The organism is Streptomyces alfalfae (assembly GCF_004127445.1).
Lineage (GTDB): Bacteria > Actinomycetota > Actinomycetes > Streptomycetales > Streptomycetaceae > Streptomyces > Streptomyces alfalfae.
The window spans coordinates 114,758-136,367 of sequence record NZ_QEXM01000003.1 but is presented as its reverse complement, the minus strand read 5'-3'; the positions used below and the strand labels follow the sequence as shown (position 1 = coordinate 136,367).

Below are 21,610 nucleotides of genomic sequence, written 5' to 3'. Positions count from 1 at the left end.
GGAGGCGGGGGCGGACCGCAGCCCGGGCCCGCCCCTCATGCTCAGCGGCGCTCGCGCACCTTCACCACCTTCAGCGCGGGATCGCCGAGGATGTCCTTCTCGCAGAAGCGGGACGTCACCCAGCGCTCCTTCGCGTACAGCCGCGTCTGGTCGCTGTGGTGCGGGGAGTCCGGGTTCGACGACTGGGAGTACGTCAGGAGCGTACGGGCCTTCGGGCAGCGCCCGTCGTCCCAGCCGACCGCCTGGACGTGGCTCGAACCGTGCGCGACCTCGGTGTAGCCGCGCCCGGCTTCCCAGACGGCCTCGATCTTGTTCCAGACGCCGAGCGACTCCGTGCCGCCGTGGACCGGGATGCGGTGCTTGCCGCGTACGACGTACTGGTGCTCGCCCAGCGGCGCGTCCAGGGCGATGCCCGCGGTGTCCAACTCGCGCACGGTGTCCGCGAGCGCGGTGGCGAAGCCGGGCGCCGAGGTGTTCAGGGTGTGCGGGGTGCGCACCGGGTCGGCCGCCGAGAACGGCGCCTTCCACAGCCGGTCGCCCGGCACGGCCGCCGTCAGCTTGCGCCAGAAGCGGTCGAAGAGCAGGGCGCCACGGCTGCCGGTGTCCATCCGGTGGTCCCAGCGCCCGAGGACCCGGCAGGCCTCGCCCACGTCGACGCGGCTGCCGTCACTGCCGGTCGCCGTCCCGCCCGGCAGCGCCGCACACGCCTTCGCCGCGTCGCCGGCGGCGAGATCGGCCGCGGGCACACGGTTGGCGAACTGCTGGCGCTGGAGGTCCCGCACCGTCAGATCGCCCTTCTCCGCCAGCGCCGCCACGTCCTCGATGCCGCCACGGGTGCGCATCGACCGCTGGGTGCCGATGGTGCCGAAGATCCGTTCGTAGCCGGTGATAGGCCGGTCGGCGTTGGTCAGCCAGGCGCTGTCGTTGGAGTTCACCGCGTACGGGGCGTCCTTGAGGGTCGGCGCTTTCGCGGGGCCGAAGACGCCCGGCTGCACGGCGTCCTTGTCGGAGCCGAGCGCGCAGTCGCCCCGCGAGCCGTCGAGCACCGCGACGCCCGCGGCCGGGTACGTCACCTTGCCGAGGGCCGTGCCGCACCGCCGCGCCAGGTCGTCGGTGATCCGGGGGAGCACCTGGGACTGGCTGAGCAGCGAGTGGCCCCGCCGGTCGGCGGCGACGGTGTTCACCCACGGCAGCCCCTGCGTCTCGCGCAGGGACTTCAGGATGCCCGCGGTGGAACGGGCCTCGGCGAACCCGAGGCCGGTGTCGGCGCCGCGCAGGTTGACCGCGTTCGGGTCGTTGAGCGCGTACGCGGTGGTCGAGGTCCAGGGCAGCGGGAGCTGGGCGCCGAGCCCGGTGACCACCGGGCCGTAGCGGGTCCACCACTGGGTGCGGGTGACCGGGGCGCCGCCCTTGACGGCGACCGTGACCGTCCGCTTCATCATTGTGTGCCGCTCGCCGTCCACGAGGTAGACGGTCGGGTCGGCCGGGTCCAGCGTGAGCTGGTGCACGTTGAAGGGGACGCCGGTGGCGACGGTGTGGCTCCACGCCACGTCGGCGTTGAAGCCGATGTTGACCTGGCTGGTGCCGAGCAGTGAACCGCCGGAGACGTTGAACTCGCCGGGGATGGTCTGCTGCGACTGCCAGAAGCGGCGCCCGCCCTGCCAGGGGTAGTGCGGGTTGCCGAGCAGCAGCCCCTTCCCGTCGGCGGTGGTGCGGCCGCTGAAGGCGACGGCGTTGGAGCCCATGTCGGCGCCCTGCGGATCGAGCAGCTCGCGGGCGGCGTCCGCGGCCCGCCGCGGATCGGGCGCCGCCGGGTCGGGCGCGCCGGCGGCCGGCGGCCGGGCGCCCGTGATCCCGTCCACGGCCCGGCCCTGGCCGCCGAGCACCTGGACGGCGAAGCCGTGCCGCGCCACGTCCAGGGTGGTGATCGGCTTGACCCAGGACGCCTTCGCGCAGGCGGGGTCGGTGACGCGGTTCTGCTTCAGCCAGGCGTTGTAGCCCGCGGCGAAGCCGCGCATCAGGTCCTTGGCGTCGCGGCTCGCCCCCGCGGGCGCGGGCAGCTTCAGGAGCTTCTCGACCGTGCCGCTCTCGCGCACGCCGCGGAAGAACAGGTCGCTGCTCAGGTTGGTGGACGCCGAGGACAGCGCGGAGCCGGGCGCGGCCCCGGGCCCGAAGTGGCGCGAGCGCTCGCCGCGCACGGTCACATAGCCGTCGGCGAGCGTGCACACCTGGTCGGCGGCCTGCGCCCAGCCGGTGCCGAAGCCGAGATCGGCGTGGTCATCGGCGACGATGTGCGGTATGCCGTACTGCGTGTAGCGGATGGTGGCGTGCAGCCCGCCGTCCGAGGGGCGCGCGTCGCGGGTCGCGGCCCCCGCACCGGCCGGCAGCAGGGCCACGGCGGTCAGCAGGGTGACCCCGACGGCGGACAGACGTCTCGTACGGGTGCGTGGGGGGCGTACGCCGCCCGTGGTGCGCGTGGTGCTCATGGTGCCTCCCAACATCGTTGAGGGAAGGAGCGGTTGAGCGTACCAAGCGGTATGTCATCTGTGCCCTCCCTTGACCGGGGCGGCGCGCGCCGCCCAGGATCGCGCCATGACGGGTGCACGCGACAACACGGTCGACGGAGTCCTCAGCCGCAGCGCGCGCCGCGCGCCACAGAGCCCGGCGCTCCACTACGGCGAGCGGTCCTGGACGTACGGGGAACTCGACGCGGCCGTGTCGCGCGCGGCCCACGTGCTGCGCGAGCTCGGCCTCGCCGACGGCGACCGGGTCGGCGCGTACGCCCACAACTCCGACGCCTATCTGATCGGCTTCCTCGCCTGCGCGCGGGCGGGCCTGATCCATGTGCCGGTCAACCAGAACCTGACCGGCGACGACCTCGCGTACATCGTGGAGCAGTCGGGCAGCTCGCTCGTCCTCGTCGATCCGGACCTGGCGGAGCGGCTCCCGGCCGGGACGCGGACGCTGGCCCTGCGCGACACGGACGACTCCCTGCTCGCACGGCTCCCCGCGTCACCCGCGTACGTGGGGGAGGGGCCCCGCGGCGACGACCTGGCGCAGCTCCTCTACACCTCGGGCACGACGGCCCTGCCGAAGGGCGCCATGCTCACGCACGGGGCACTGGTCCACGAGTACGCCAGCGCCATCGCGGCCCTCGACCTGAAGCCCGGCGACAAGCCCGTCCACTCCCTCCCGCTCTACCACTCGGCGCAGATGCACGTGTTCCTCCTGCCCTACCTCGCGGTCGGCGCCGAGAACACCGTCCTGGACGGTCCCGACCCCGAGCGCGTCTTCGACCTCGTCGAGGCGGGCCGCGCCGACAGCCTCTTCGCGCCGCCCACGGTGTGGATCGGCCTCTCCCGCCACCCCGGCTTCACCACCCGCGACCTCGGCGCCCTGCGCAAGGCCTACTACGGCGCGTCGATCATGCCGGTGCCGGTCCTTCAGCGGCTGCGGTCCAGGCTTCCCGGGCTCGCCTTCTACAACTGCTTCGGGCAGAGCGAGATCGGCCCGCTCGCCACCGTCCTCGGCCCCGACGAGCACGAGGGGCGCATGGACTCCTGCGGGCGGCCCGTCCTGTTCGTCGAGGCGCGCGTCGTCGACGAGGAGGGCCGGGAGGCGCCGGACGGCACACCGGGCGAGGTCGTCTACCGCTCACCGCAACTGTGCGAGGGCTACTGGGAGAAGCCCGAGGAGACCGCGGAGGCCTTCCGCGACGGCTGGTTCCACTCCGGCGACCTCGCCGTACGCGACGCCGACGGCTATTTCACCGTCGTCGACCGCGTCAAGGACGTCATCAACTCCGGGGGCGTCCTCGTCGCCTCGCGCCAGGTCGAGGACGCGCTGTACGAGCACGAGGGCGTCGCGGAGGCGGCGGTGATCGGGCTGCCGGACGAGCGCTGGATCGAGGCGGTCACGGCGGTCGTCGTGCGCAAGGACTCCGCCGGCGAGGGCGAGGAGCCCACGGAGGCGGAGCTCATCGCCCACGCGCGCGACAGGCTCGCCCCCTTCAAGGCGCCCAAGCGGATCCTCTTCGTGGATGAACTTCCGCGCAACGCCAGTGGAAAGATCCTCAAACGGGAGCTGCGGGACCGCTTCGCCGCCGACGACGGCTGACGAGGGGGCGGCGGTTCTCCGTCACGGGCGCGCTCGAATCAGCCATCTTGCGCCGGGCGCACGCCTGCCGGCGGGGCCTCGCCTTGACGGTCCGCGTTCTCTCACGGTCAGTCAATTGCCGGGCGGGAGCGGCGGTGGACTGCGGAAATCCAGTCGGCGCACCGCCGATCGGTTCAGTGGGCGGACAGATGTCGAGAGCCTCCACGCCGCTCCCACATCTTCTCCACTGGCCGGAACATGGGTTTCTCGCCAACGTTGCAACGGCGTGTTGTACTTGACAGAGCCTCATGATCGTTCGGTGTTACGATCTCGGGCACATGCCACGTGGGCTTTCTCCTCGGCATGGCTACAGCCAGGGGGCCCTCCGGGGTGGTGAAGACTGCCCACGCCGAGGGTCCGCATGGACAGATCCGAGAGCTGGACTCCAGCCGCTCAAAGAGAGTCACATGACAATTTTGCAGGATCCGACAGTCTGGGCGCTTGCTGCCGGCGTCCCTGTCGCCACCACGGTTGTCGTTCGCCAGCGAAAAACGATCAAGTCGTTGCGCCGTCAGAAGCAGGGCGTCGAGAACGACCTGACCGAAGCGCAGGGCAGCCACGCCGTCCTCCAGTCCACCGTCGAAGAGCTCCGCAGGGGCTATGACGAGGTGGTCCGGCAGGCCAAGGAGGAGGCGGAGAACGCGACCAACACCGTGCTGAAGTCCGCGATGCAGACCCTCCAGGGTCTCGCGGCCGAGCAGCAGCGGGCCATCTCCGGGCTGCAGAAGAAGTACGGCGATTCGGCCGTGCTGCGGGACCTGTTGGACGTCGACCACATGAACTCGCAGTTCAACCGACGTGCCCAGTCCATCGCCGTGCTGTGCGGCGGGTGGCTCGGCCGGCAGCGGGACGCGGCGTCCATCTACGACGTGATCCGCGGGGCCCAGGGCCGGATCCGGCACTACCAGCGCATCGACATCGCCTCGCGGGTGGACATCGCGGTGACCAGCCGCGCCGTCGAGCCGGTCGCGCTGACGGTGGCCGAACTGCTCGACAACGCCACCAGCTACTCGGCGCCGACCTCCATGGTGGACGTCGAAGTGCGCACGGTCCCCAAGGGCATCTGCATCGTGATCGACGATGCGGGCGTCGGGATGAGCGAGGAGGAGAAGACGGCCGCCACGGCGCTGCTGGCCGGCGGGTCCGCGGTGAGCGTCTCCGAACTCGGCAATCCTCCCGCGTTCGGTTTCGCGGTGATCGGCGCGCTGTGCGCGCGATTCGGATTCACGGTCACCATCGACAGCACTTCTCCCTACGGCGGCGTCCGAGCGGTGGTGATGGTGCCGAAGGAGCTGCTGACGGACATGCCGGAACCCGTGAGGCCGACCGCGATACGAGGAACCGACCCGGGTTCGCGGGGCAGCGGTTCGGCCCCCTCCACGACCGTGGAGGGGCTGCCCCGGCGACAGAACAAGCGCCGCGCCATGGCACTCGTGCCGGACAGCCAGCCCGACGAAGCCACCGCGCCGCCGGCCCGGTCGGCGGAGGCACGGGTGGCGGCCATGGACGCGTTTCAGCGCGGCACTCTCAGCGGCCGAAGTGCGGGGGTACCGGCCGCCGAACGCGACACTCCTGCCGATTCACACGAAGGATTCGATGCCCCGTGAGCGACGACCTGTCCTGGATGCTTGAGGACGCGCTGGCGATCCCCCATGCCCTCCACGCGGTCCTGATCTCCGCCGACGGCCTGCAGATGTCCCGCACGGCGGAGATCGGCCGGGACGACGCCGACAAGGTGGCCGCCGCCGTGAGCGGACTGCAGTCGCTCAGCCGGTCCGTCGGGTTCTTCTGTGGCGACGACGGCACGTCCTGGCGCCAGACGCTCATCGAGTTCGACGGCGGCTGGGTGTTCCTGAACGCCGCGGGAGGCGGCTCCTACCTCGCCGTGGCGGCGTCCGCCGAGGTCGACATGGGCGACATCACGTATCGGATGCAGCAGCTGGTCAGCCGACTGGGCAAGGCCATGTCGAGCGCCCGCCGCACCGACACGGTCACCTCATGACGGACCCGGACCGTACCGATCTGGAACCCGTGTCAGAGGCCGGCGCGTTAGTCCGTCCCTACGTCATCACCCGTGGGCGCGACCTGCCCGATGAGGGCACGTTCGCCCTCATCACCCTCGTCACGACGTCCACCGACGAGCAGCAGCGCCCCCAACGGCTCTCGCCCGAGGAGCAGCAGATCCTGGAGATGTGCTCCAGCGGCTATCTCTCGGTCGCCGAGATCGCCGCCCACACCCAGCAGCCTCTGGGCGTCGTCAAGGTGCTGCTCAGTTCCCTCGCCGAGGGGGGCTATCTGGTCACCCGTGCGCCGGTGCCCTCGGCTCGTCTCGCCAACAAGACCTTGCTTCAGGAGGTGCTCGATGGCCTCAAGGCTCTCTCTGTCTGAGGACGCCTACGTGCGCAGCGGCGCACAGCAGACGGCGGTGAAGATCCTGGTCGTCGGGCACTTCGCCGTCGGCAAGACCACGCTGATCGGCTCGCTCTCCGAGATCGCCCCGCTGTCCACCGAGGAGCAGATGACGAGCCTCTCGGAGAACGTCGACGACCTCAAGGGAGTACAGGGGAAGACCACGACCACCGTGGCCCTGGACTTCGGTCGCCTGACCCTCAGCGAGCGCATCGTGCTGTACCTCTTCGGATCACCGGGCCAGCAGCGGTTCGTCAACCTGTGGGACGACATGGCCCGCGGGGCGCTGGGCGCGCTGGTCCTGGTGGACCCCGAGCGGCTGGCCGACAGTTTCGAGGTCATGGACCTGGTCGAGAGCTACGGACTCGACTTCGCCGTGGCCATCAACCAGTTCGACGGCGGCACGGTGCACACCCCGGAGGCTGTCCGGGAGGCGCTCGACCTGCTGCCCGACACCCCGGTCGTCACCATCGACGCGCGCGACAAAGCGTCGTCCGTCAACGCCCTGATCACCATGGTCCGCTATCTGCAGAAGCGCGCCGCCCTGGAGCACGCATGACAACCCCTCCCGTACCTCCGCCCGGCTGCCCCGCACACGGCAGCGGGCAGCGCATACCCCTCGACACCCCGGAGTTCGCGGCCAACCCGCACGCGTACTACCGCTACATGCACCAGCTCGGCCCCACGGCGCCGGTCACGATCGCGCCCGGCGTGGAGGCGACCCTGGTGACCGACTACAGCGCGGCCCTGGAGCTGTTGCAGGACCCGACGACCTTCCGCAAGGACTCACGCCGCTGGCGTGCGCTGAACGAGGGCCTCATCCGCGCCGACAGCCCGGTCCTGCCGCTGCTGTCCTACCGGCCGAACTGCATGTTCACCGACGGCGCCGAGCACGTGCGGCTGCGGCAGGCCATCACCGAGAGCCTGGCCCGCGTCAGCAACAGCCGGCTGAGCCGCATCGTCAACCAGGCCGCCCAGTTCCTCATCAACCAGTTCAGCGCCCGCGGCAGCGCCGACCTGCTCAGGGACTACGCCCAGCAGCTCCCCCTGTACGTCTTCAACGAACTCTTCGGCTGCCCGGCGGAGATCGGCGACCGCGTCCTGTTCGGCATCTCCGGCATGTTCGACGGCGTCAACGCCGAGCAGGCCAGCCAGGTCCTGCTGGAGGCGGTCGGCGAGCTGGTGGCGCTCAAGCGCGCCCACCCCGGGGAGGACATCACGTCCTACCTGATGCAGCACCCGGCCCAGCTGACCGACGAGGAACTGGCGCACACGCTGGTGCTGCTCCTCGGCGCGGGCGGCGAGCCGGAGGGCAACCTCATCGGCAACGCCTTCTACACGATGCTGACCGTCGAGGAGTACGCGCGCAACGGGCAGTTCGACAAGGCCCTCGACGACACCCTGTGGCGCAACGCGCCCATGGCCAACTACGCGCCGCACTACCCGGTCGCCGACACGGACGTGGCCGGCGACAAGGTCCGCGCCGGTGAACTGCTCCTGGTGTCCTTCGGCGCGGCCAACACGGCGCTCGCGGACCAGGGGGCCGACACGCGCGGCCACCTCGCCTGGAGCGCGGGACCGCACGCCTGCCCGTCCAAGGAACCGGCCAGGCTCATCGCCCTGACCGGCCTCGAAGCTCTGTTCAACGCGCTGCCGGACGTGGAACTCGCCGTCCCCGCCAACAGCCTCGCCTGGCGGCCCGGCCCCTTCAACCGGGCCCTGGCCAGCCTGCCCGTCCGCTTCGGCGCGGTCACCCCGCGCCCCGCGCCCGCCCCTGAGCCGTCGGAGCGCCATCGCGACCAGGCGCACCCGCCCGTCGCCCCCGCGCCCGTGGCGCCGCAGGCCCCCGGCGCCGGCAAGCCGGGCCGCTGGAGCAGCTTCATGCGGTGGCTGACCGGTCAGTGACCGGCGCACCCCCTGTGACGCAGGCGACACAGGCAGTTGTTGTAGCCTGCATGGAAAGATCATTTATGGGGTAGGACAGCGCGGAGTGTCTGGAGTGACACGAGATGAAGGAGAGACAGTGGATCTCGCAACCTCCGCGCCCCGTTCTGCAGGCAACCGACCGGGCCAGCGGCGCACCACGTCCAGCAGGAAGAACCCGTGCGGGTGCGGCGACCCCGACAAGGCGCAGGGCCGAATAACCGCCGCTCACGGCGGATCGGCCCGTGTCTCCTCCCTCGTCGGCGGAGCACGCCGCCGTACCTGCGCACCACCGTGCGCACGCTTCCCGCGCCACGACGTGCGAGGAACGCGATGAGCTCCCTGCCCGAGGCCGCGACACCGGCGGCCGAACCCGGTGAGACGACACTCGGCGAGCACGTGCTCGGCCAACTGCGGCGGCTCGGCGCCACGGTGGGCCTGAGCGAGGCGGACACCGCGCTGTACGGGCAGGTCCTGCTCGACTCCCTCGCGGGCTCCGCCCGGCGGCCGCTGTCCTTGCCCCCGGCGTCGCCCAGCTTCCTCTCCGACGACCACACCCCCGTCGAGTTCTCCCTCGCCTCCACGGCAAACGCCGCCCCGGCCCTGCGGGTGCTCGTGGAGCCCGGATGGGCCCACGGCGACATGGGCGACAGCGGGCGCGCCGGACTTGAGGCCATCCGCGCGATGGCCGCCCGATGGGACTTCTCCACCGAGCAACTCGACGCCCTGGAGGACCTGTTCCTCCCCGCTGCGGCCGAGGGACCGCTCTCCCTGTGGTACGCGCTCGACCTGCGCGCGGGAGGAGTCCCCGGCGTCAAGGTCTATCTGAACCCCTCCGCCGCCGGGCCCGAGCACGCCGCACGCACCGTGCGAGAAGCCTTGCGTCGGCTCGGCTACGACAAGGCCTTCGCGCAGCTTCCGCCCGCGGCGGGCTATCCGTTCCTCGCACTGGACCTGGGCGACTGGAAGTCACCTCGCGTCAAGGTCTACGTGAAGCACGCGGGCATGTCGGCCGACGACGCCTGCGCGCTCAGCCACTCCTCCGGGGCATCGGCGGCGGACATCCGCTCCTTCTTCCACACGGCCGCCGGCTCCCTCGCGCCGTCCGGGCGGGAGGCAGACGGCACGCGGAGGCTCCTGCGGCGGTCCGCGCTCACCTGCCATTCCTTCACCGAGGGCGACAGCGAGCCCAGCGGCTTCACGCTCCACATCCCCGTCCGTGACTACGTGCGCGACGACGAGGAGGCCCTCGCCCGGGCGACCGCCCTGCTGACCCGGTTCGGCATGGACCCCACGGCCCTGAGCCGGAGCCTGGGCGCGCTCACGCGGCGACGGCTCAGCGACGGCGTCGGGCTCATCGCCTACCTCGCCCTCGTGTACGAGCGGAACCGGCAGCCCCGCATCACCGCCTATCTGTCCTCCGAGGCCTACCTGACCCGGCCGCCCCAGGAGCAGGACGCGCAAGCCGGCCTGCTGCCCGCGCAACGGACCAAGAACACTTCGAACCCCGGGCGCGAAGCCGCCGATCACGCCAGTCCGCACACCGCACAGAAGGAAGTCACGTGGAGCCGTACCGCATCAAAGTTGTAGAGCCGATCGCGTTCACCACCCGGGCGGAGCGCGAGGCCGCGCTGGAGCGGGTCGCCTACAACCCCTTCGATCTGCGTGCCGACGAGGTCACCATCGACCTGCTGAGCGACTCGGGGACCGGTGCGATCTCCGCGGACCAGCTCGCCGCGGGCATGCACGGCGACGAGTCCTACGCCGGCAGCCGCAGCTACTACCGGTGGCACGAGGTCGTCTCCGAACTCACCGGTTACCCCCACATCCTGCCGGCACACCAGGGCCGCGCCGCCGAGCGCATCCTGTTCTCCGCGCTGCTCGAACCGGGCACGAGCGTGCTGTCCAACACCCACTTCGACACCACCCGCGCCAACGTCGAACTGACCGGCTGCCAGGCCTACGACCTGCCCTGCGCCGAGGCGAAGGACCTCGACAGCGACTACCCGTTCAAGGGCAACATCGACCTGATCGCCCTGGAGCAGGCGCTGGAGAACGCGCACCAGGCGCCCGTGGCGGCCGTGCTGATGACCATCACCAACAACGGTGGCGGCGGTCAGCCGGTCAGCATGGAGAACCTGCGGCAGACCGCCGAACTGTGCCGACGGCACAACGTGCCCCTGATCCTGGATGCCGCGCGCTTCGCGGAGAACGCCTGGCTGGTGACCCAGCGCGAGCCTGGCTACGCCGGCCGCACGCCCCGCCAGGTCGCCGAGGAGGCCTTCCGCCTCGCGGACGGCTGCGTCATGAGCGCGAAGAAGGACGGCATCGTCCACATCGGCGGCTTCATCGGTCTGAAGGACCCCGAGCTCGCCGAGAAGTGCGCAGGCCTGCTCATCGCCACCGAGGGCTTCACCACCTACGGCGGGCTGGCGGGCCGCGACCTCGAGATGATGGCCCGCGGCCTCCTGGAAGTCACCGAACCGGCCTACCTCGCCGAACGCGCCGACATAGCCGCCTACCTCGCGGCGCGCATCCGCGAGGCCGGGGTGGACATCCTGGAGCCCTCGGGTCTGCACGCCCTCTACGTCAACGCCGGGCGGCTGCTGCCCCACATCCCCCCGCACCAGTACCCGGGCACCGCGCTCGTCTGTGAGCTCTACCGCCGCGGCGGCATCCGCTCGGCGGAGCTGGGCAGCCTGTACCTCGGGGAAGAGGACGAGCACGGCAACTCCATCAAGACCGCGCCTTTCGAGCTGGTGCGGCTGGCGCTTCCCCGACGGGTCTACACCCGGAGCCACTACGACCACGTCGCCGCCACCCTGGCGGACATAGCCAAGAACCCCGAGTCGGTGCGGGGCTACCGCATCGTGGGCCAGTCGCCGATCCTCCGCCACTTCAGCATCAAGCTGGAGCCCGTGCGGTCCGACGGCTGATCTCCGCTCGGCCCCGCGCCACCGCGGGGCCGGCGGCCCCGGTCCACATCTCCCGGGAGGCCGGCGCCATGGTCCGGCCGTCAGCCCTCGCCGCGCAGATCGACGATCCGCTTGAACTTCCCCACCGACCGTTCCAGCGTCTCCGGGTCGACGACCTCCACGCCCACCGAGACGCCGATGCCGTCCTTCACCGCGGCGGCGATCTCGCGGGCCGCCGCCGCGCGCCGCTCGGGGGTCGTGTCGGCGCGGGCCTCGGCGCGCACGGTCAGGGCGTCCATGCGGCCCTCGCGGGTCAGCCGGAGCTGGAAGTGCGGGGCCACGCCCGCCGTGCGCAGCACGATCTCCTCGATCTGCGTGGGGAAGAGGTTGACCCCCCGCAGGATCACCATGTCGTCGCAGCGCCCCGTCACCTTCTCCATCCGCCGGAAGACGCGTGCCGTGCCGGGGAGCAGCCGCGTCAGGTCACGCGTGCGGTAGCGGATGACGGGCATGGCCTCCTTGGTGAGGGAGGTGAAGACCAGCTCGCCGCGCTCGCCGTCCGGCAGCACCTCGCCCGTGACCGGGTCGACGACCTCGGGGTAGAAGTGGTCCTCCCAGATGTGCAGGCCGTCCTTGGTCTCCACGCACTCCTGCGCGACGCCGGGGCCGATCACCTCGGAGAGGCCGTATATGTCGACGGCGTCGATGGCGAAGCGCTCCTCGATCTCGCGCCGCATCTCCTCGGTCCACGGTTCCGCGCCGAAGACGCCGACCCGCAGGGAGGTCGTCCGGGGATCGACGCCCTGCCGCTCGAACTCCTCCAGGAGGGTGAGCATGTACGAGGGCGTCACCATGATGATCTCGGGCCGGAAGTCCTGGATCAGCCGCACCTGGCGCGCGGTCATGCCGCCGGACGCGGGAATGACCGTACAGCCGAGCCGCTCGGCTCCGTAGTGCGCGCCGAGACCGCCGGTGAACAGGCCGTAGCCGTACGCCACATGCACCTTGTCGCCCGGTCTGCCGCCCGCGGCGCGGATCGAGCGGGCCACGACGTCCGCCCACATGGACAGATCCCGCTCGGTGTACCCGACGACTGTCGGCAGCCCCGTCGTCCCGCTGGAGGCGTGCAGGCGCCGCACCTCCGACTGCTCGACGGCGAACATGCCGAAGGGGTAGTTGGCCCGCAGGTCGTCCTTGGTCGTGAAGGGGAAGCGCGCCAGGTCGGCCGGCGAACGGCAGTCGTCGGGGCGCAGCCCCGCCTTGTCGAACGCCGCCCGGTAGAACGGGACGTTCTCGTACGCGTGCAGCAAGGTGGCCTGGAGGCGTTCCAGCTGCAGGGCCCGGAGCTCCCGGGGGCCGAGCCGTTCCGCCGCGTCCAGCTGAAGCGCCCTGCGCGTCATGTGGTTCTCCCGTCCCGAACGGGCGACCGATCATTCGGTCGTCGATCTTCCGTCGAGGTCAGTAATCCAGCCCCGGCCCCGGGCGTCAAGGGATGGCGCGCCACGCCTTCGAGCTGCGAGGCGTCGCCCGGCCCGCCGGCCGGCAGGCGTTGCCCGGACCCGACGCGGGATGTGATGATCCCCCTCATGCCGACTTTCAGCGCGTACGACGGGACGGAGCTCGCCTACCACGAGAAGGGGGAGGGCGAGCCACTGCTCTGCCTGCCGGGCGGCCCCATGCGCGCCTCCGTCTACCTGGGCGACCTCGGCGGTCTCACCGCGCACCGCCGGCTGATCCTGCTCGACCTGCGCGGCACGGGTGACTCCGCGGAGCCGGAGGACCCGGCGACCTACCGCTGCGACCGGCTCGTCGACGACGTCGAGGCGCTGCGGGAACATCTGGGGCTCGACCGGGTCGACCTGCTCGGCCACTCGGCGGGCGGCGACCTGGCGACGCTGTACGCGGCCCGCTGCCCCAAGCGGATCCGCACACTCGTGCTCGTCACCCCGGCCACGCTGGCCGTCGGCGGCGCCATGACCGTCGAGGACCGCGCCGAGGCCGCAGCCCTGCGCAAGGACGAGCCCTGGTACCCGGCGGCCGCGACCGCGCTGCGGGAGATCGCCGAGAGCGGGGCGCCGAGCGCGGGCTGGGACGCCATCGCCCCGCTGACGTACGGGCGTTGGGACGCCGCGGCCCAGGAGCACCGGGCCCGCAGCGCCGACCAGAAGAACGCGCGGGCCGCCGAGGCCTACTACGGCGAGGCCGCCTTCGACCCCCCGGCCACCCGCACCGCCCTCGCGTCCCTCAAGGCGCCCGTCCTCGTCCTGGCGGGCGCCTACGACGGCGGCCCCACCCCGGCCCGCGCCGCCGAACTCGCCGAGCTGTTCCCCGCGGGCGTCCGCCAAGTGCAGCCGGGCGGCGGCCACTTCCCGTGGCTGGACGACCCGGAGTGGTTCGTGCGGCGGGTGGCGGGGTTCCTGGCGCAGGACTGACGCGTCGGGGCCGGCCGCCGCCCGGACATCCGCCCTTCGACCCCAGAGGAACCGTCATGCGCCCCGCTTCGTCCGCCGGCCGCCTCCTGGCCGCCGGAGTCCTCGCCGCCGCCCTGCTCACGGGGGCGGGCCCGGCCGCCGCGGCGTCCGCTGCCGCCGCCCGGCCCTCCGGAGCGCACGAACGCCTGCGCCCGCTCGCCGATCTCTCCGCCCAGCGGCTCGCCACGGCCGATCTCGTCGCCGCCGCCAAGTACGGCGCCGGCGGCCCGATCGACGATCCCGCCCGTGAGAAGGTCGTCCTGGACACGGCGGCCCGGCAGGCGCGGGAGGCAGGCGCCGACCCCGCGGCGACCGTACGGATCTTCCGGGACCAGATCGAGGCCGGCAAGCTCGTCCAGCGGGAGCTGTTCCGCCGCTGGGACGCCGACCCGGGGCAGGCCCCGGACGAGCGGCCCGACCTCGCCGAGGCGCGCGAGGAGATCAACCGGGTCAACGGTGAACTGGTGCGGGGCATCGCGGCCTCCGAGCGCGCCCGGACGTCACCGCGCTGCGGGGGCGCGCTGACCGTGGCGGCCGTACGGGTCCGCCACGGCGCGCGGCTCGACGCCCTGCACAGCGTGGGGCTCGGGCGCGCGCTGCGGTCAGTCTGCTCGGGCTGAGGGGCCGGGGGCGCCCGCCGCCACCGCCTTCGCCCACCGGTAGTCCGCCTTGCCGCTGGGGGAGCGCTGGATGCGGTCCGTGAAGACCACCGAGCGGGGGATCTTGTAGCCGGCCAGCAGGGCGCGGCAGTGGGTCTGCACGGCTGCCAGGTCCAAGCCGGCCGCCGACCGGCGGAGTTGGACGACCGCCGCGACCCTGTTGCCCCAGCGGTCGTCGGGGACCCCGGCGACCAGGGCGTCGTAGATGTCCGGGTGCGACTTCAGGGCCTGTTCGACCTCTTCGGGGTACACCTTCTCGCCGCCGGTGTTGATGCACTGCGAGCCGCGGCCGAGGACGGTGACGATGCCGTCGTCGCCGACCGTGGCCATGTCGCCCAGCAGCACCCACCGCTCCTCGCCCCTGCGGAAGAAGACCTCGGCGGTCTTCGCCGGGTCGTTGTAGTAGCCGAGCGGCACGTGGCCGCGCTGGGCGATGCGGCCGATCTCGCCGACCGGCACGGGGTCGTGCGTGGCCGGGTCCACCACCCGGGTGCGGTCGTTGACCTCCAGGCGGAAGCCCTTCTCCGGGCCCGAGTCGTCCGTGGCCCTGCCGTTGGAGCCGGACTCGGACGAGCCGAAGTTGTTCAGGAGCAGCGCGTTCGGCACCAGCAGCTGGAACTGGGCGCGCACCGTCTCCGACATGATCGCCCCGGAGGAGGAGACGCTGAACAGGGAGGAGAGGTCGGCGTTCTTCAGGGGGCCGGTCAGCGCGTCGATGAGCGGCCTGAGCATCGCGTCGCCCACCAGCGACACGCTGGAGACCTTCTCCTTCTCGATGGTGCGGATCACCTCCTCGGGCACGTACCTGCGGTGCAGGGCCACCCGCTGGCCGTAGTTGAGCGCGATGAACGACGTCAGCGTGGAGGTGCCGTGCATCAGCGGGGGAGTGGGGAAGAAGGTGATGCCGGGGCCGCCCGCCGCGACGCGCTCGGCCAGTTCCTCCGGCCGCTTCACCGGCTCGCCCGCGGGGTCGCCGCCGAAGAGCCCGGCGAAGAACAGGTCCTCCTGGCGCCACATGACGCCCTTGGGCATGCCGGTGGTGCCGCCGGTGTAGATGATGAACAGGTCGTCCGCCGAACGCGGCCCGAAGCCGCGCTCCGGTGACCCCGACGCCTCCGCCGCGGTGAACGCCGTGGCGTCCAGGCCGGGCGCGCCCGCGGCCGGTGTGCCCACCCGTATCAGGTGCCGCAGCTTCTCCGTGCGCGGCAGCGCCGCCGCGACCCGCTCCGTGAACTCGGCGTCGAAAACGAGCGCCGCGAGGTCCGCGTCCCGGTAGAGGTAGACCAGTTCCTCCTCCACGTAGCGGTAGTTGACGTTGACCGGCACCAGGCGGGCCTTCAGGCAGGCGAGGACCGTCTGGAGGTACTCGACGCCGTTGTAGAGGTGCAGGCCCAGGTGTTCGCCGTGGCGCAGGCCGCTGCCGATGAGGTGGTGCGCGACGCGGTTGGCGGCCGCGTCCAGCTCGGCGTAGGTCAGGCGGCGTTCCGCGCCCGTGCCGGGGTGGTCGACGTAGACGATGGCCTCGCGGTCGGGGACCACGTCGACGACCGATTCGAACAGGTCGGCAAGGTTGTACTCCACCACGCTCCTCCTGACCCCGGCGTCCGCTTCCGTCGTCGCGCTCGGCCGTCATCAGAGCAGAGGCGCCGGTAAGGGGGAAGGGCCGCCGCGAGAAAAACTGACTGACTGTCAGAAAGGTATTGAACTGACAACCCGCCTCCTGCAACCTGTTCCAGGTCCGGAAGCGACAGGCCGGCCGCGCGGCGGGCCGTCGAGGGAGGGAGCACCGCACATGGGCGGGACGGAACACCTCTCCGTGCGGCGTGAGGGCGCCACACTGGTACTCACGCTGAACAGGCCCGAGGCGAAGAACGCCCTCTCGCTGCCGATGCTCGTCGGCCTGTACGACCGGTGGGTGGCGGCCGACGCGGACGACGAGATCCGCTCGATCGTGCTCACCGGGGCGGGCGGCGACTTCTGCGCGGGCATGGACCTCAAGGCCCTCGCGGGCAAGGGCATGGCCGGGGACCACTACAGGGACCGGCTGCGGGACGACCCCGACCTGCACTGGAAGGCGATGCTCAGACACCACAGGCCCCGCAAGCCCGTCATCGCCGCCGTCGAGGGGTACTGCGTGGCCGGCGGCACGGAGATCCTCCAGGGCGCCGACATCCGCGTGGCGGGGGAGTCGGCGACCTTCGGGCTCTTCGAGGTGCGCAGGGGTCTCTTCCCCATCGGTGGGTCGACCGTGCGGCTGCCCCGGCAGATACCGCGTACGCACGCCCTGGAGATGCTGCTCACCGGGCGGCCCTACCCGGCCGCCGAGGCCGCGGCCATCGGGCTCGTCGGGCACGTCGTGCCCGACGGGACCGCGCTGGACGAGGCCCTCGCCATCGCCGAGCAGATCAACGCGTGCGGGCCGCTGGCCGTGGAGGCGGTCAAGGCCTCCGTGTACGAGGCCGCGGAGCTCTCCGAGGCGGAGGGGCTGGCGGCCGAGCTCAAGCGGGGGTGGCCGATCTTCGACACCTCCGACGCGGCGGAGGGCTCCCGAGCCTTCGAGGAGAAGCGAACCCCTGTGTTTCGGCGGGCCTAGGCCCCGCGGGCCGGGGCGTCTCTCTTCGGCCGCGGGTCCGGCGCGGCTGGTCGCGCCCCCGCGGCCGAGCCGCACATGTCACAGCCCCGCGCCCCCGAAGGGGCCCGTCCAGAGAAACGGAGTGTCATGTCAGGTGTCGGTTCGTCCGCAGTGCTTCGGGCTCCTCTCGTCGTCGAGTTTCCCTTCACCCGGTCGCTCGGGGCCGTGCAGAGCGCCTTTCTCACCGGGCTGCGTGAGCGCACCCTGCTCGGGGTCCGGGCCGGGGACGGGCGGGTGCTCGTGCCACCCGTCGAGTACGACCCCGTGACCGCCGAGGAGATACGCGACCTCGTCGAGGTCGGCGCCACCGGGACCGTCACCACCTGGGCGTGGAACCACGAGCCCCGGCGCGGGCAGCCGCTCGGCGCCCCGTTCGCCTGGGTCCTTGTGCGGCTCGACGGGGCCGACACCGCGCTGCTGCACGCGCTCGACGTGCCGGGGCCCGACGCCGTGCGGACCGGGATGCGCGTGCGGGTGCGGTGGGCCGGCGAACGGGTCGGCGCCATCACCGACATCGCCTGCTTCGAGCCGGCGGACGGGGACGCGCCGGTGCGGGCCGCCGTGCCGCACAGCGGGGTCTTCGACGAGCCCGTCACCGGGATCGTCGCCGCCGCGCGGCTCGACTACACCTACTCGCCGGGCCGCGCCCAGACCGCCTACATCACCGCCCTGTCCGAACGCCGCACCGTGGGCGAGCGCTGCCCGTCCTGCCGCAAGGTGTACGTCCCGCCCCGGGGCGCCTGCCCCACCTGCGGCGTCGCCACGGCCGAGCGGGTGGAGGTCGGACCGCGCGGCACCGTCACCACGTACTGCGTCGTCAACATCAAGGCAAAGAACCTCGACATCGAGGTCCCTTACGTCTACGCGCACATCGCGCTGGACGGGGCGGACCTCGCCCTGCACGCGCGCATCGCCGGGATCCCGTACGACCAGGTCCGCATGGGGCTGCGGGTCGAGCCGGTGTGGACCGAGGGCGGGCGCCACCCCGACCACTACCGGCCCACGGGCGAGCCCGACGCCGACTACGACACGTACAAGGAGCTGGTGTAGATGGCGTCCCGCGAGCCGTCCGTGCTGCGGCCCGTCCGTGACGTGGCCGTCGTCGCCTTCGGGCAGACCGCCACCGCGCGCTCCACCGACGAGCTGTCCGAGGTGGAGATGCTCATGCCGGTGCTGCACGAGGTCCTCGCGGCGACCGGGCTGCGGACCAGCGACATCGGGTTCACCTGCTCCGGGTCCTCCGACTACCTCGCGGGGCGCGCCTTCTCCTTCACCATGGCGCTCGACGGCGTCGGCGCCTGGCCGCCGATCTCCGAGTCGCACGTGGAGATGGACGGGGCCTGGGCGCTGTACGAGGCGTGGACGAAGCTGCAGACCGGCGAGGCCGACACCGCCCTCGTCTACTCCTACGGGAAGTCCTCGCCGGGCTCCCTGCGCGACGTGCTGACCCGGCAGCTCGACCCCTACTACGTCGCTCCCCTCTGGCCCGACTCCGTGGCCCTCGCCGCGCTCCAGGCGCAGGCGCTCATCGACGCCGGGGAGACCGATGAGCCCGCGCTCGCCGGGGTGGCCCTGCGCAGCCGCGCCGACGCCGCCGCCAACCCGCACGCGCAGCTCGGCGGGGACGTCGCGCAGGGGGAGTACGTCGTGCGCCCGCTGCGTACCGGTGACTGCCCGCCGGTCGGCGACGGGGCCGCCGCCGTGATCCTCGCGGCGGGGGAGCGGGCCCGTGAGCTGTGCGGGCGGCCCGCGTGGATCCGCGGCATCGACCACCGGATCGAGGCGCACGGCCTCGGGGTGCGCGACCTCACCGACTCGCCCTCGACCCGGCTGGCCGCCGAACGCGCCGGCGTCTTCGAACACCCGGTGGACACGGCCGAGTTGCACGCTCCCTTCACCTCTCAGGAGGTCGTCCTGCGCAAGGCCCTGCGGCTCGGCGACGACGTCGTGGTCAACCCCTCGGGGGGCGCGCTCGCCGCCAACCCGATGATGGCCGCGGGGCTGATCCGGCTCGGTGAGGCCGCCGCCCGCATCCACCGGGGCGCGTCGGACCGGGCCGTCGCGCACGCCACGTCGGGGCCCTGCCTCCAGCAGAACCTGGTCGCCCTTCTGGAAGGAGACGCGCGATGAGCCGTTCGGTGGGCAAGGAGCCCGTCGCCGTCGTCGGGATCGGGCAGACCCGGCACGTGGCCGCCCGGCGCGACGTGTCGATCGCCGGGCTCGTCCGGGAGGCCGCCGCGCGCGCCCTGGCCGACGCCGAACTGACCTGGGCCGACATCGACGCCGTGGTCATCGGCAAGGCGCCCGACTTCTTCGAGGGCGTCATGATGCCGGAGCTGTACCTCGCCGACGCCCTCGGCGCGGTCGGCAAGCCCCTGCTGCGCGTGCACACGGCCGGGTCCGTCGGCGGGTCCACGGCGCTGGTGGCCGCGGACCTCGTCGCGGGCCGCGTCCACGGCACGGTGCTGACCCTCGCCTTCGAAAAGCAGTCGGAATCCAACGCGATGTGGGGCCTCTCGCTGCCCATCCCCTTCCAGCAGCCGCTGCTCGCCGGGGCGGGCGGCTTCTTCGCCCCGCACGTGCGCGCGTACATGCGGCGGAGCGGCGCCCCGGACACGGTCGGCTCGCTCGTCGCGTACAAGGACCGCCGCAACGCCCTGAAGAACCCCTTCGCGCACCTCCACGAGCACGACATCACCCTGGAGAAGGTCCAGGCCTCGCCCATGCTCTGGGACCCGATCCGCTACTCGGAGACCTGCCCCTCCTCCGACGGCGCCTGCGCGATGGTCCTCACCGACCGGGCGGGCGCGGCCCGTTCGCCCCGACCGCCGGCGTGGATGCACGGCGGCGCGATGCGCAGCGAGCCGACGCTCTTCGCGGGCAAGGACTTCGTCTCGCCCCGGGCGGGCAAGGACTGCGCGGCCGACGTCTACCGGCAGGCGGGCGTCACGGACCCGCGCCGGGAGATCGACGCGGTCGAGATGTACGTGCCGTTCTCCTGGTACGAGCCGATGTGGCTGGAGAACCTCGGCTTCGCGGGCGAGGGCGAGGGCTGGAAGCTCACCGAGGCCGGTGTGACGGAACTGGAGGGCGATCTCCCGGTGAACATGTCCGGCGGCGTCCTGTCCGCCAACCCCATCGGCGCCTCCGGCATGATCCGCTTCGCCGAGGCCGCGCTCCAGGTGCGCGGCCAGGCGGGCGAGCACCAGGTGGCAGGGGCCCGCAGGGCCCTCGGCCACGCCTACGGAGGCGGCTCGCAGTTCTTCTCGATGTGGCTCGTCGGGGCGGAGCCGCCCGCCTCCTGAGCGCCCCCGGGGACGGACATCGCGCGGCGGCGGGTCACGGCCCTCTCCCGCGGCCTGTCCGGCACCCGGGGTGAAAGCTAGGCTGACGCCGGACCGACGCATTCGGGAGGAGCACGGACGTGGCCGAAGGCACCATTCAGCAGCATCCACTCGCGGGCTGGGACAAGCCGGAGCTCGACCTCAGCGGGGCCGACTGGCGATCGAGCAGCGAGGGGCGCGGCGACGTGCAGATCGCCTTCGTCGAAGGCTTCATCGCGATGCGCAACGCGGGCCGTCCCGAGAGCCCGTCGCTGATCTTCACCCCGGCGGAGTGGGGGGCGTTCGTCCACGGGGCGCGCGAGGGCGAGTTCGACCTGACGTAGCGGGCGGGCCCTAGCGGAGCACGACGCAGCCCTTCTCCGTGAGCGCGCGCAGCAGCCCCTCGTGGATCCGGACGTCGTTCCAGCGCAGGTCCAGCTTCTCCAGGGCGGGCAACTCCGCCAGCCAGTCGGGGAGTCGGCGTACGCCGTTGCCGCGCAGGTCCAGGCGGCGCAGCAGCGGCAGGCCGCGCAGGGCCTCCGGGACGGCCGTGAAGGCGTTGTCCCGCAGCTCCACCTCGCGCAGCTCGCGCAGGCGGCGCACGGACGTGGGCAGGTCCCCGAGCCGGTTGCCGCGCAGCCACAGCTCGCGGAGCGCGGCGAGCGACCCGATGGTGTCCGGCAGGCGGGTCAACTCGTTCTTCTGGGCCCGCAGTTCGACCAGGCCGGTCATCGCGCCGAGCGTGTCGGGCAGTGCGGTCAGGCGGTTCTCGCCGACGTTCAGGTAGGCGAGCCGGGTGAGGCGGCCGAGGGACGCGGGCAGCTCGGTGAGTTTGTTGTCGTGGAGGTAGAGGAAGCGGCTGAGCCGGGTGAGGCCGCCGAGCTCGGCGGGGACGGCGCGCAGCTTGTTGTGACCGAGGTCCAGGGTGTGCAGGTCCGTGAGCGTGCCGATGCGGGGCGGCAGGTGCGTGAGCGCGTTGTCGGGCAGGAGCAGCACCTCCAGACGCGGGTGGCGCCAGACCTCGTCCGGCACCGCGTCGAGGCCGCCGTGCCAGTAGTCGAGTACGGTGCTCGCGTCGTCCATGCCCTTGGGTCCCTCCGTCTTCTCCGGGTGCGTCATTCTT

The 21,610-nt window shown here is 72.3% G+C and carries 19 protein-coding genes; 15 read left to right on the top strand and 4 right to left on the bottom strand.

Translation table 11 applies throughout. From position 1 onward, the window contains the following. Positions 1-41: 41 nt before the first annotated feature. The gene (locus DCW30_RS01275) at positions 42-2,486 is read right to left on the bottom strand and encodes a penicillin acylase family protein (protein WP_076682773.1); all 2,445 of its coding nucleotides are present in this window, start codon (positions 2,484-2,486) and stop codon (positions 42-44) included. A 106-nt stretch (positions 2,487-2,592) separates the two neighbouring features. On the opposite strand from DCW30_RS01275, the gene DCW30_RS01270 reads away from it, so the two are divergent. From DCW30_RS01270 to DCW30_RS01235, 8 genes are all read left to right on the top strand, one after another. Continuing rightward, positions 2,593-4,116: an acyl-CoA synthetase gene (locus tag DCW30_RS01270; RefSeq protein WP_076682771.1), complete on the top strand. Its 1,524-nt coding sequence runs from the start codon at positions 2,593-2,595 to the stop codon at positions 4,114-4,116. A gap of 446 nt (positions 4,117-4,562) precedes the next feature. Beyond that, positions 4,563-5,762, top strand: a complete 1,200-nt coding sequence (locus DCW30_RS01265; RefSeq protein ID WP_079249878.1) for an ATP-binding protein — start codon at positions 4,563-4,565, stop codon at positions 5,760-5,762. Further along, on the top strand, positions 5,759-6,157 hold the full coding sequence (locus DCW30_RS01260; protein WP_062772777.1) for a roadblock/LC7 domain-containing protein: 399 nt from the start codon (positions 5,759-5,761) through the stop codon (positions 6,155-6,157). Before DCW30_RS01265 ends, DCW30_RS01260 begins: the two co-directional genes overlap by 4 nt. Beyond that, a complete protein-coding gene (locus tag DCW30_RS01255; protein ID WP_062772773.1) occupies positions 6,154-6,543 on the top strand; it encodes a DUF742 domain-containing protein in 390 nt (129 codons plus the stop codon). Before DCW30_RS01260 ends, DCW30_RS01255 begins: the two co-directional genes overlap by 4 nt. Next, positions 6,518-7,123, top strand: coding sequence for a GTP-binding protein (locus DCW30_RS01250; RefSeq protein WP_062772770.1), 606 nt, complete (start codon positions 6,518-6,520; stop codon positions 7,121-7,123). Before DCW30_RS01255 ends, DCW30_RS01250 begins: the two co-directional genes overlap by 26 nt. Next, positions 7,120-8,469, top strand: a complete 1,350-nt coding sequence (locus DCW30_RS01245; protein WP_076682769.1) for a cytochrome P450 — start codon at positions 7,120-7,122, stop codon at positions 8,467-8,469. The genes DCW30_RS01250 and DCW30_RS01245 overlap by 4 nt, the downstream gene beginning before the upstream one ends. A 351-nt stretch (positions 8,470-8,820) precedes the next feature. Next, positions 8,821-10,077: a tryptophan dimethylallyltransferase family protein gene (locus DCW30_RS01240; RefSeq protein ID WP_076682767.1), complete on the top strand. Its 1,257-nt coding sequence runs from the start codon at positions 8,821-8,823 to the stop codon at positions 10,075-10,077. Next, entirely contained in the window at positions 10,050-11,423 is a 1,374-nt protein-coding gene (locus tag DCW30_RS01235) for a tryptophanase (RefSeq protein WP_062772761.1), read from the top strand. The genes DCW30_RS01240 and DCW30_RS01235 overlap by 28 nt, the downstream gene beginning before the upstream one ends. Before the next feature lie 80 nt (positions 11,424-11,503). Here DCW30_RS01235 and paaK read toward each other — a convergent pair whose 3' ends face one another. Further along, entirely contained in the window at positions 11,504-12,802 is a 1,299-nt protein-coding gene (gene paaK / locus DCW30_RS01230; RefSeq protein ID WP_076682765.1) for a phenylacetate--CoA ligase PaaK, read from the bottom strand. 186 nt (positions 12,803-12,988) lie between these two features. Here paaK and DCW30_RS01225 point away from each other — a divergent pair, with 186 nt between their 5' ends. Both DCW30_RS01225 and DCW30_RS01220 read left to right on the top strand, forming a co-directional pair. Beyond that, positions 12,989-13,834: an alpha/beta fold hydrolase gene (locus tag DCW30_RS01225; RefSeq protein ID WP_076688503.1), complete on the top strand. Its 846-nt coding sequence runs from the start codon at positions 12,989-12,991 to the stop codon at positions 13,832-13,834. A gap of 56 nt (positions 13,835-13,890) precedes the next feature. After that, positions 13,891-14,493 carry a chorismate mutase gene (locus tag DCW30_RS01220; RefSeq protein WP_076682763.1) on the top strand — a complete coding sequence of 201 codons (603 nt, stop codon included), beginning with the start codon at positions 13,891-13,893 and terminating at the stop codon, positions 14,491-14,493. Here the strand turns inward: DCW30_RS01220 and DCW30_RS01215 are convergent. Next, entirely contained in the window at positions 14,476-16,113 is a 1,638-nt protein-coding gene (locus tag DCW30_RS01215) for an acyl-CoA synthetase (protein WP_076682761.1), read from the bottom strand. The two genes, DCW30_RS01220 and DCW30_RS01215, sit on opposite strands and share 18 nt — an antisense overlap. Before the next feature lie 211 nt (positions 16,114-16,324). Here DCW30_RS01215 and DCW30_RS01210 point away from each other — a divergent pair, with 211 nt between their 5' ends. The 5 genes from DCW30_RS01210 (at position 16,325) to DCW30_RS01190 (ending at position 20,831) form a co-directional block, all read left to right on the top strand. Then, a complete protein-coding gene (locus DCW30_RS01210; RefSeq protein WP_076682759.1) occupies positions 16,325-17,125 on the top strand; it encodes a crotonase/enoyl-CoA hydratase family protein in 801 nt (266 codons plus the stop codon). Between the two features lie 126 nt (positions 17,126-17,251). After that, a complete protein-coding gene (locus DCW30_RS01205) occupies positions 17,252-18,214 on the top strand; it encodes a Zn-ribbon domain-containing OB-fold protein (RefSeq protein WP_076682757.1) in 963 nt (320 codons plus the stop codon). Further along, on the top strand, positions 18,215-19,294 hold the full coding sequence (locus tag DCW30_RS01200; RefSeq protein WP_076682755.1) for a thiolase domain-containing protein: 1,080 nt from the start codon (positions 18,215-18,217) through the stop codon (positions 19,292-19,294). It begins immediately after the preceding gene. 8 nt (positions 19,295-19,302) lie between these two features. After that, a complete protein-coding gene (locus DCW30_RS01195) occupies positions 19,303-20,469 on the top strand; it encodes a thiolase domain-containing protein (protein ID WP_076688501.1) in 1,167 nt (388 codons plus the stop codon). Positions 20,470-20,588: 119 nt separating this feature from the next. Next, entirely contained in the window at positions 20,589-20,831 is a 243-nt protein-coding gene (locus DCW30_RS01190; RefSeq protein WP_076682753.1) for a DUF397 domain-containing protein, read from the top strand. A 10-nt stretch (positions 20,832-20,841) separates the two neighbouring features. Here DCW30_RS01190 and DCW30_RS01185 read toward each other — a convergent pair whose 3' ends face one another. Continuing rightward, a complete protein-coding gene (locus DCW30_RS01185; protein WP_079249877.1) occupies positions 20,842-21,606 on the bottom strand; it encodes a leucine-rich repeat domain-containing protein in 765 nt (254 codons plus the stop codon). Positions 21,607-21,610 lie beyond the last annotated feature (4 nt).

Bases quoted from the DNA above. Each gene is read 5' to 3' on its own strand.
- DCW30_RS01200 (WP_076682755.1), top strand. From the start codon at position 18,215: ATGGCGTCCCGCGAGCCGTCCGTGCTGCGGCCCGTCCGTGACGTGGCC.
- DCW30_RS01225 (WP_076688503.1), top strand. From the start codon at position 12,989: ATGCCGACTTTCAGCGCGTACGACGGGACGGAGCTCGCCTACCACGAG.
- DCW30_RS01220 (WP_076682763.1), top strand. From the start codon at position 13,891: ATGCGCCCCGCTTCGTCCGCCGGCCGCCTCCTGGCCGCCGGAGTCCTC.
- DCW30_RS01185 (WP_079249877.1), bottom strand. From the start codon at position 21,606: ATGACGCACCCGGAGAAGACGGAGGGACCCAAGGGCATGGACGACGCG.
- DCW30_RS01250 (WP_062772770.1), top strand. From the start codon at position 6,518: ATGGCCTCAAGGCTCTCTCTGTCTGAGGACGCCTACGTGCGCAGCGGC.
- DCW30_RS01210 (WP_076682759.1), top strand. From the start codon at position 16,325: ATGGGCGGGACGGAACACCTCTCCGTGCGGCGTGAGGGCGCCACACTG.
- DCW30_RS01265 (WP_079249878.1), top strand. From the start codon at position 4,563: ATGACAATTTTGCAGGATCCGACAGTCTGGGCGCTTGCTGCCGGCGTC.
- DCW30_RS01270 (WP_076682771.1), top strand. From the start codon at position 2,593: ATGACGGGTGCACGCGACAACACGGTCGACGGAGTCCTCAGCCGCAGC.
- DCW30_RS01255 (WP_062772773.1), top strand. From the start codon at position 6,154: ATGACGGACCCGGACCGTACCGATCTGGAACCCGTGTCAGAGGCCGGC.
- DCW30_RS01240 (WP_076682767.1), top strand. From the start codon at position 8,821: ATGAGCTCCCTGCCCGAGGCCGCGACACCGGCGGCCGAACCCGGTGAG.
- paaK (WP_076682765.1), bottom strand. From the start codon at position 12,802: ATGACGCGCAGGGCGCTTCAGCTGGACGCGGCGGAACGGCTCGGCCCC.
- DCW30_RS01245 (WP_076682769.1), top strand. From the start codon at position 7,120: ATGACAACCCCTCCCGTACCTCCGCCCGGCTGCCCCGCACACGGCAGC.
- DCW30_RS01275 (WP_076682773.1), bottom strand. From the start codon at position 2,486: ATGAGCACCACGCGCACCACGGGCGGCGTACGCCCCCCACGCACCCGT.
- DCW30_RS01205 (WP_076682757.1), top strand. From the start codon at position 17,252: ATGTCAGGTGTCGGTTCGTCCGCAGTGCTTCGGGCTCCTCTCGTCGTC.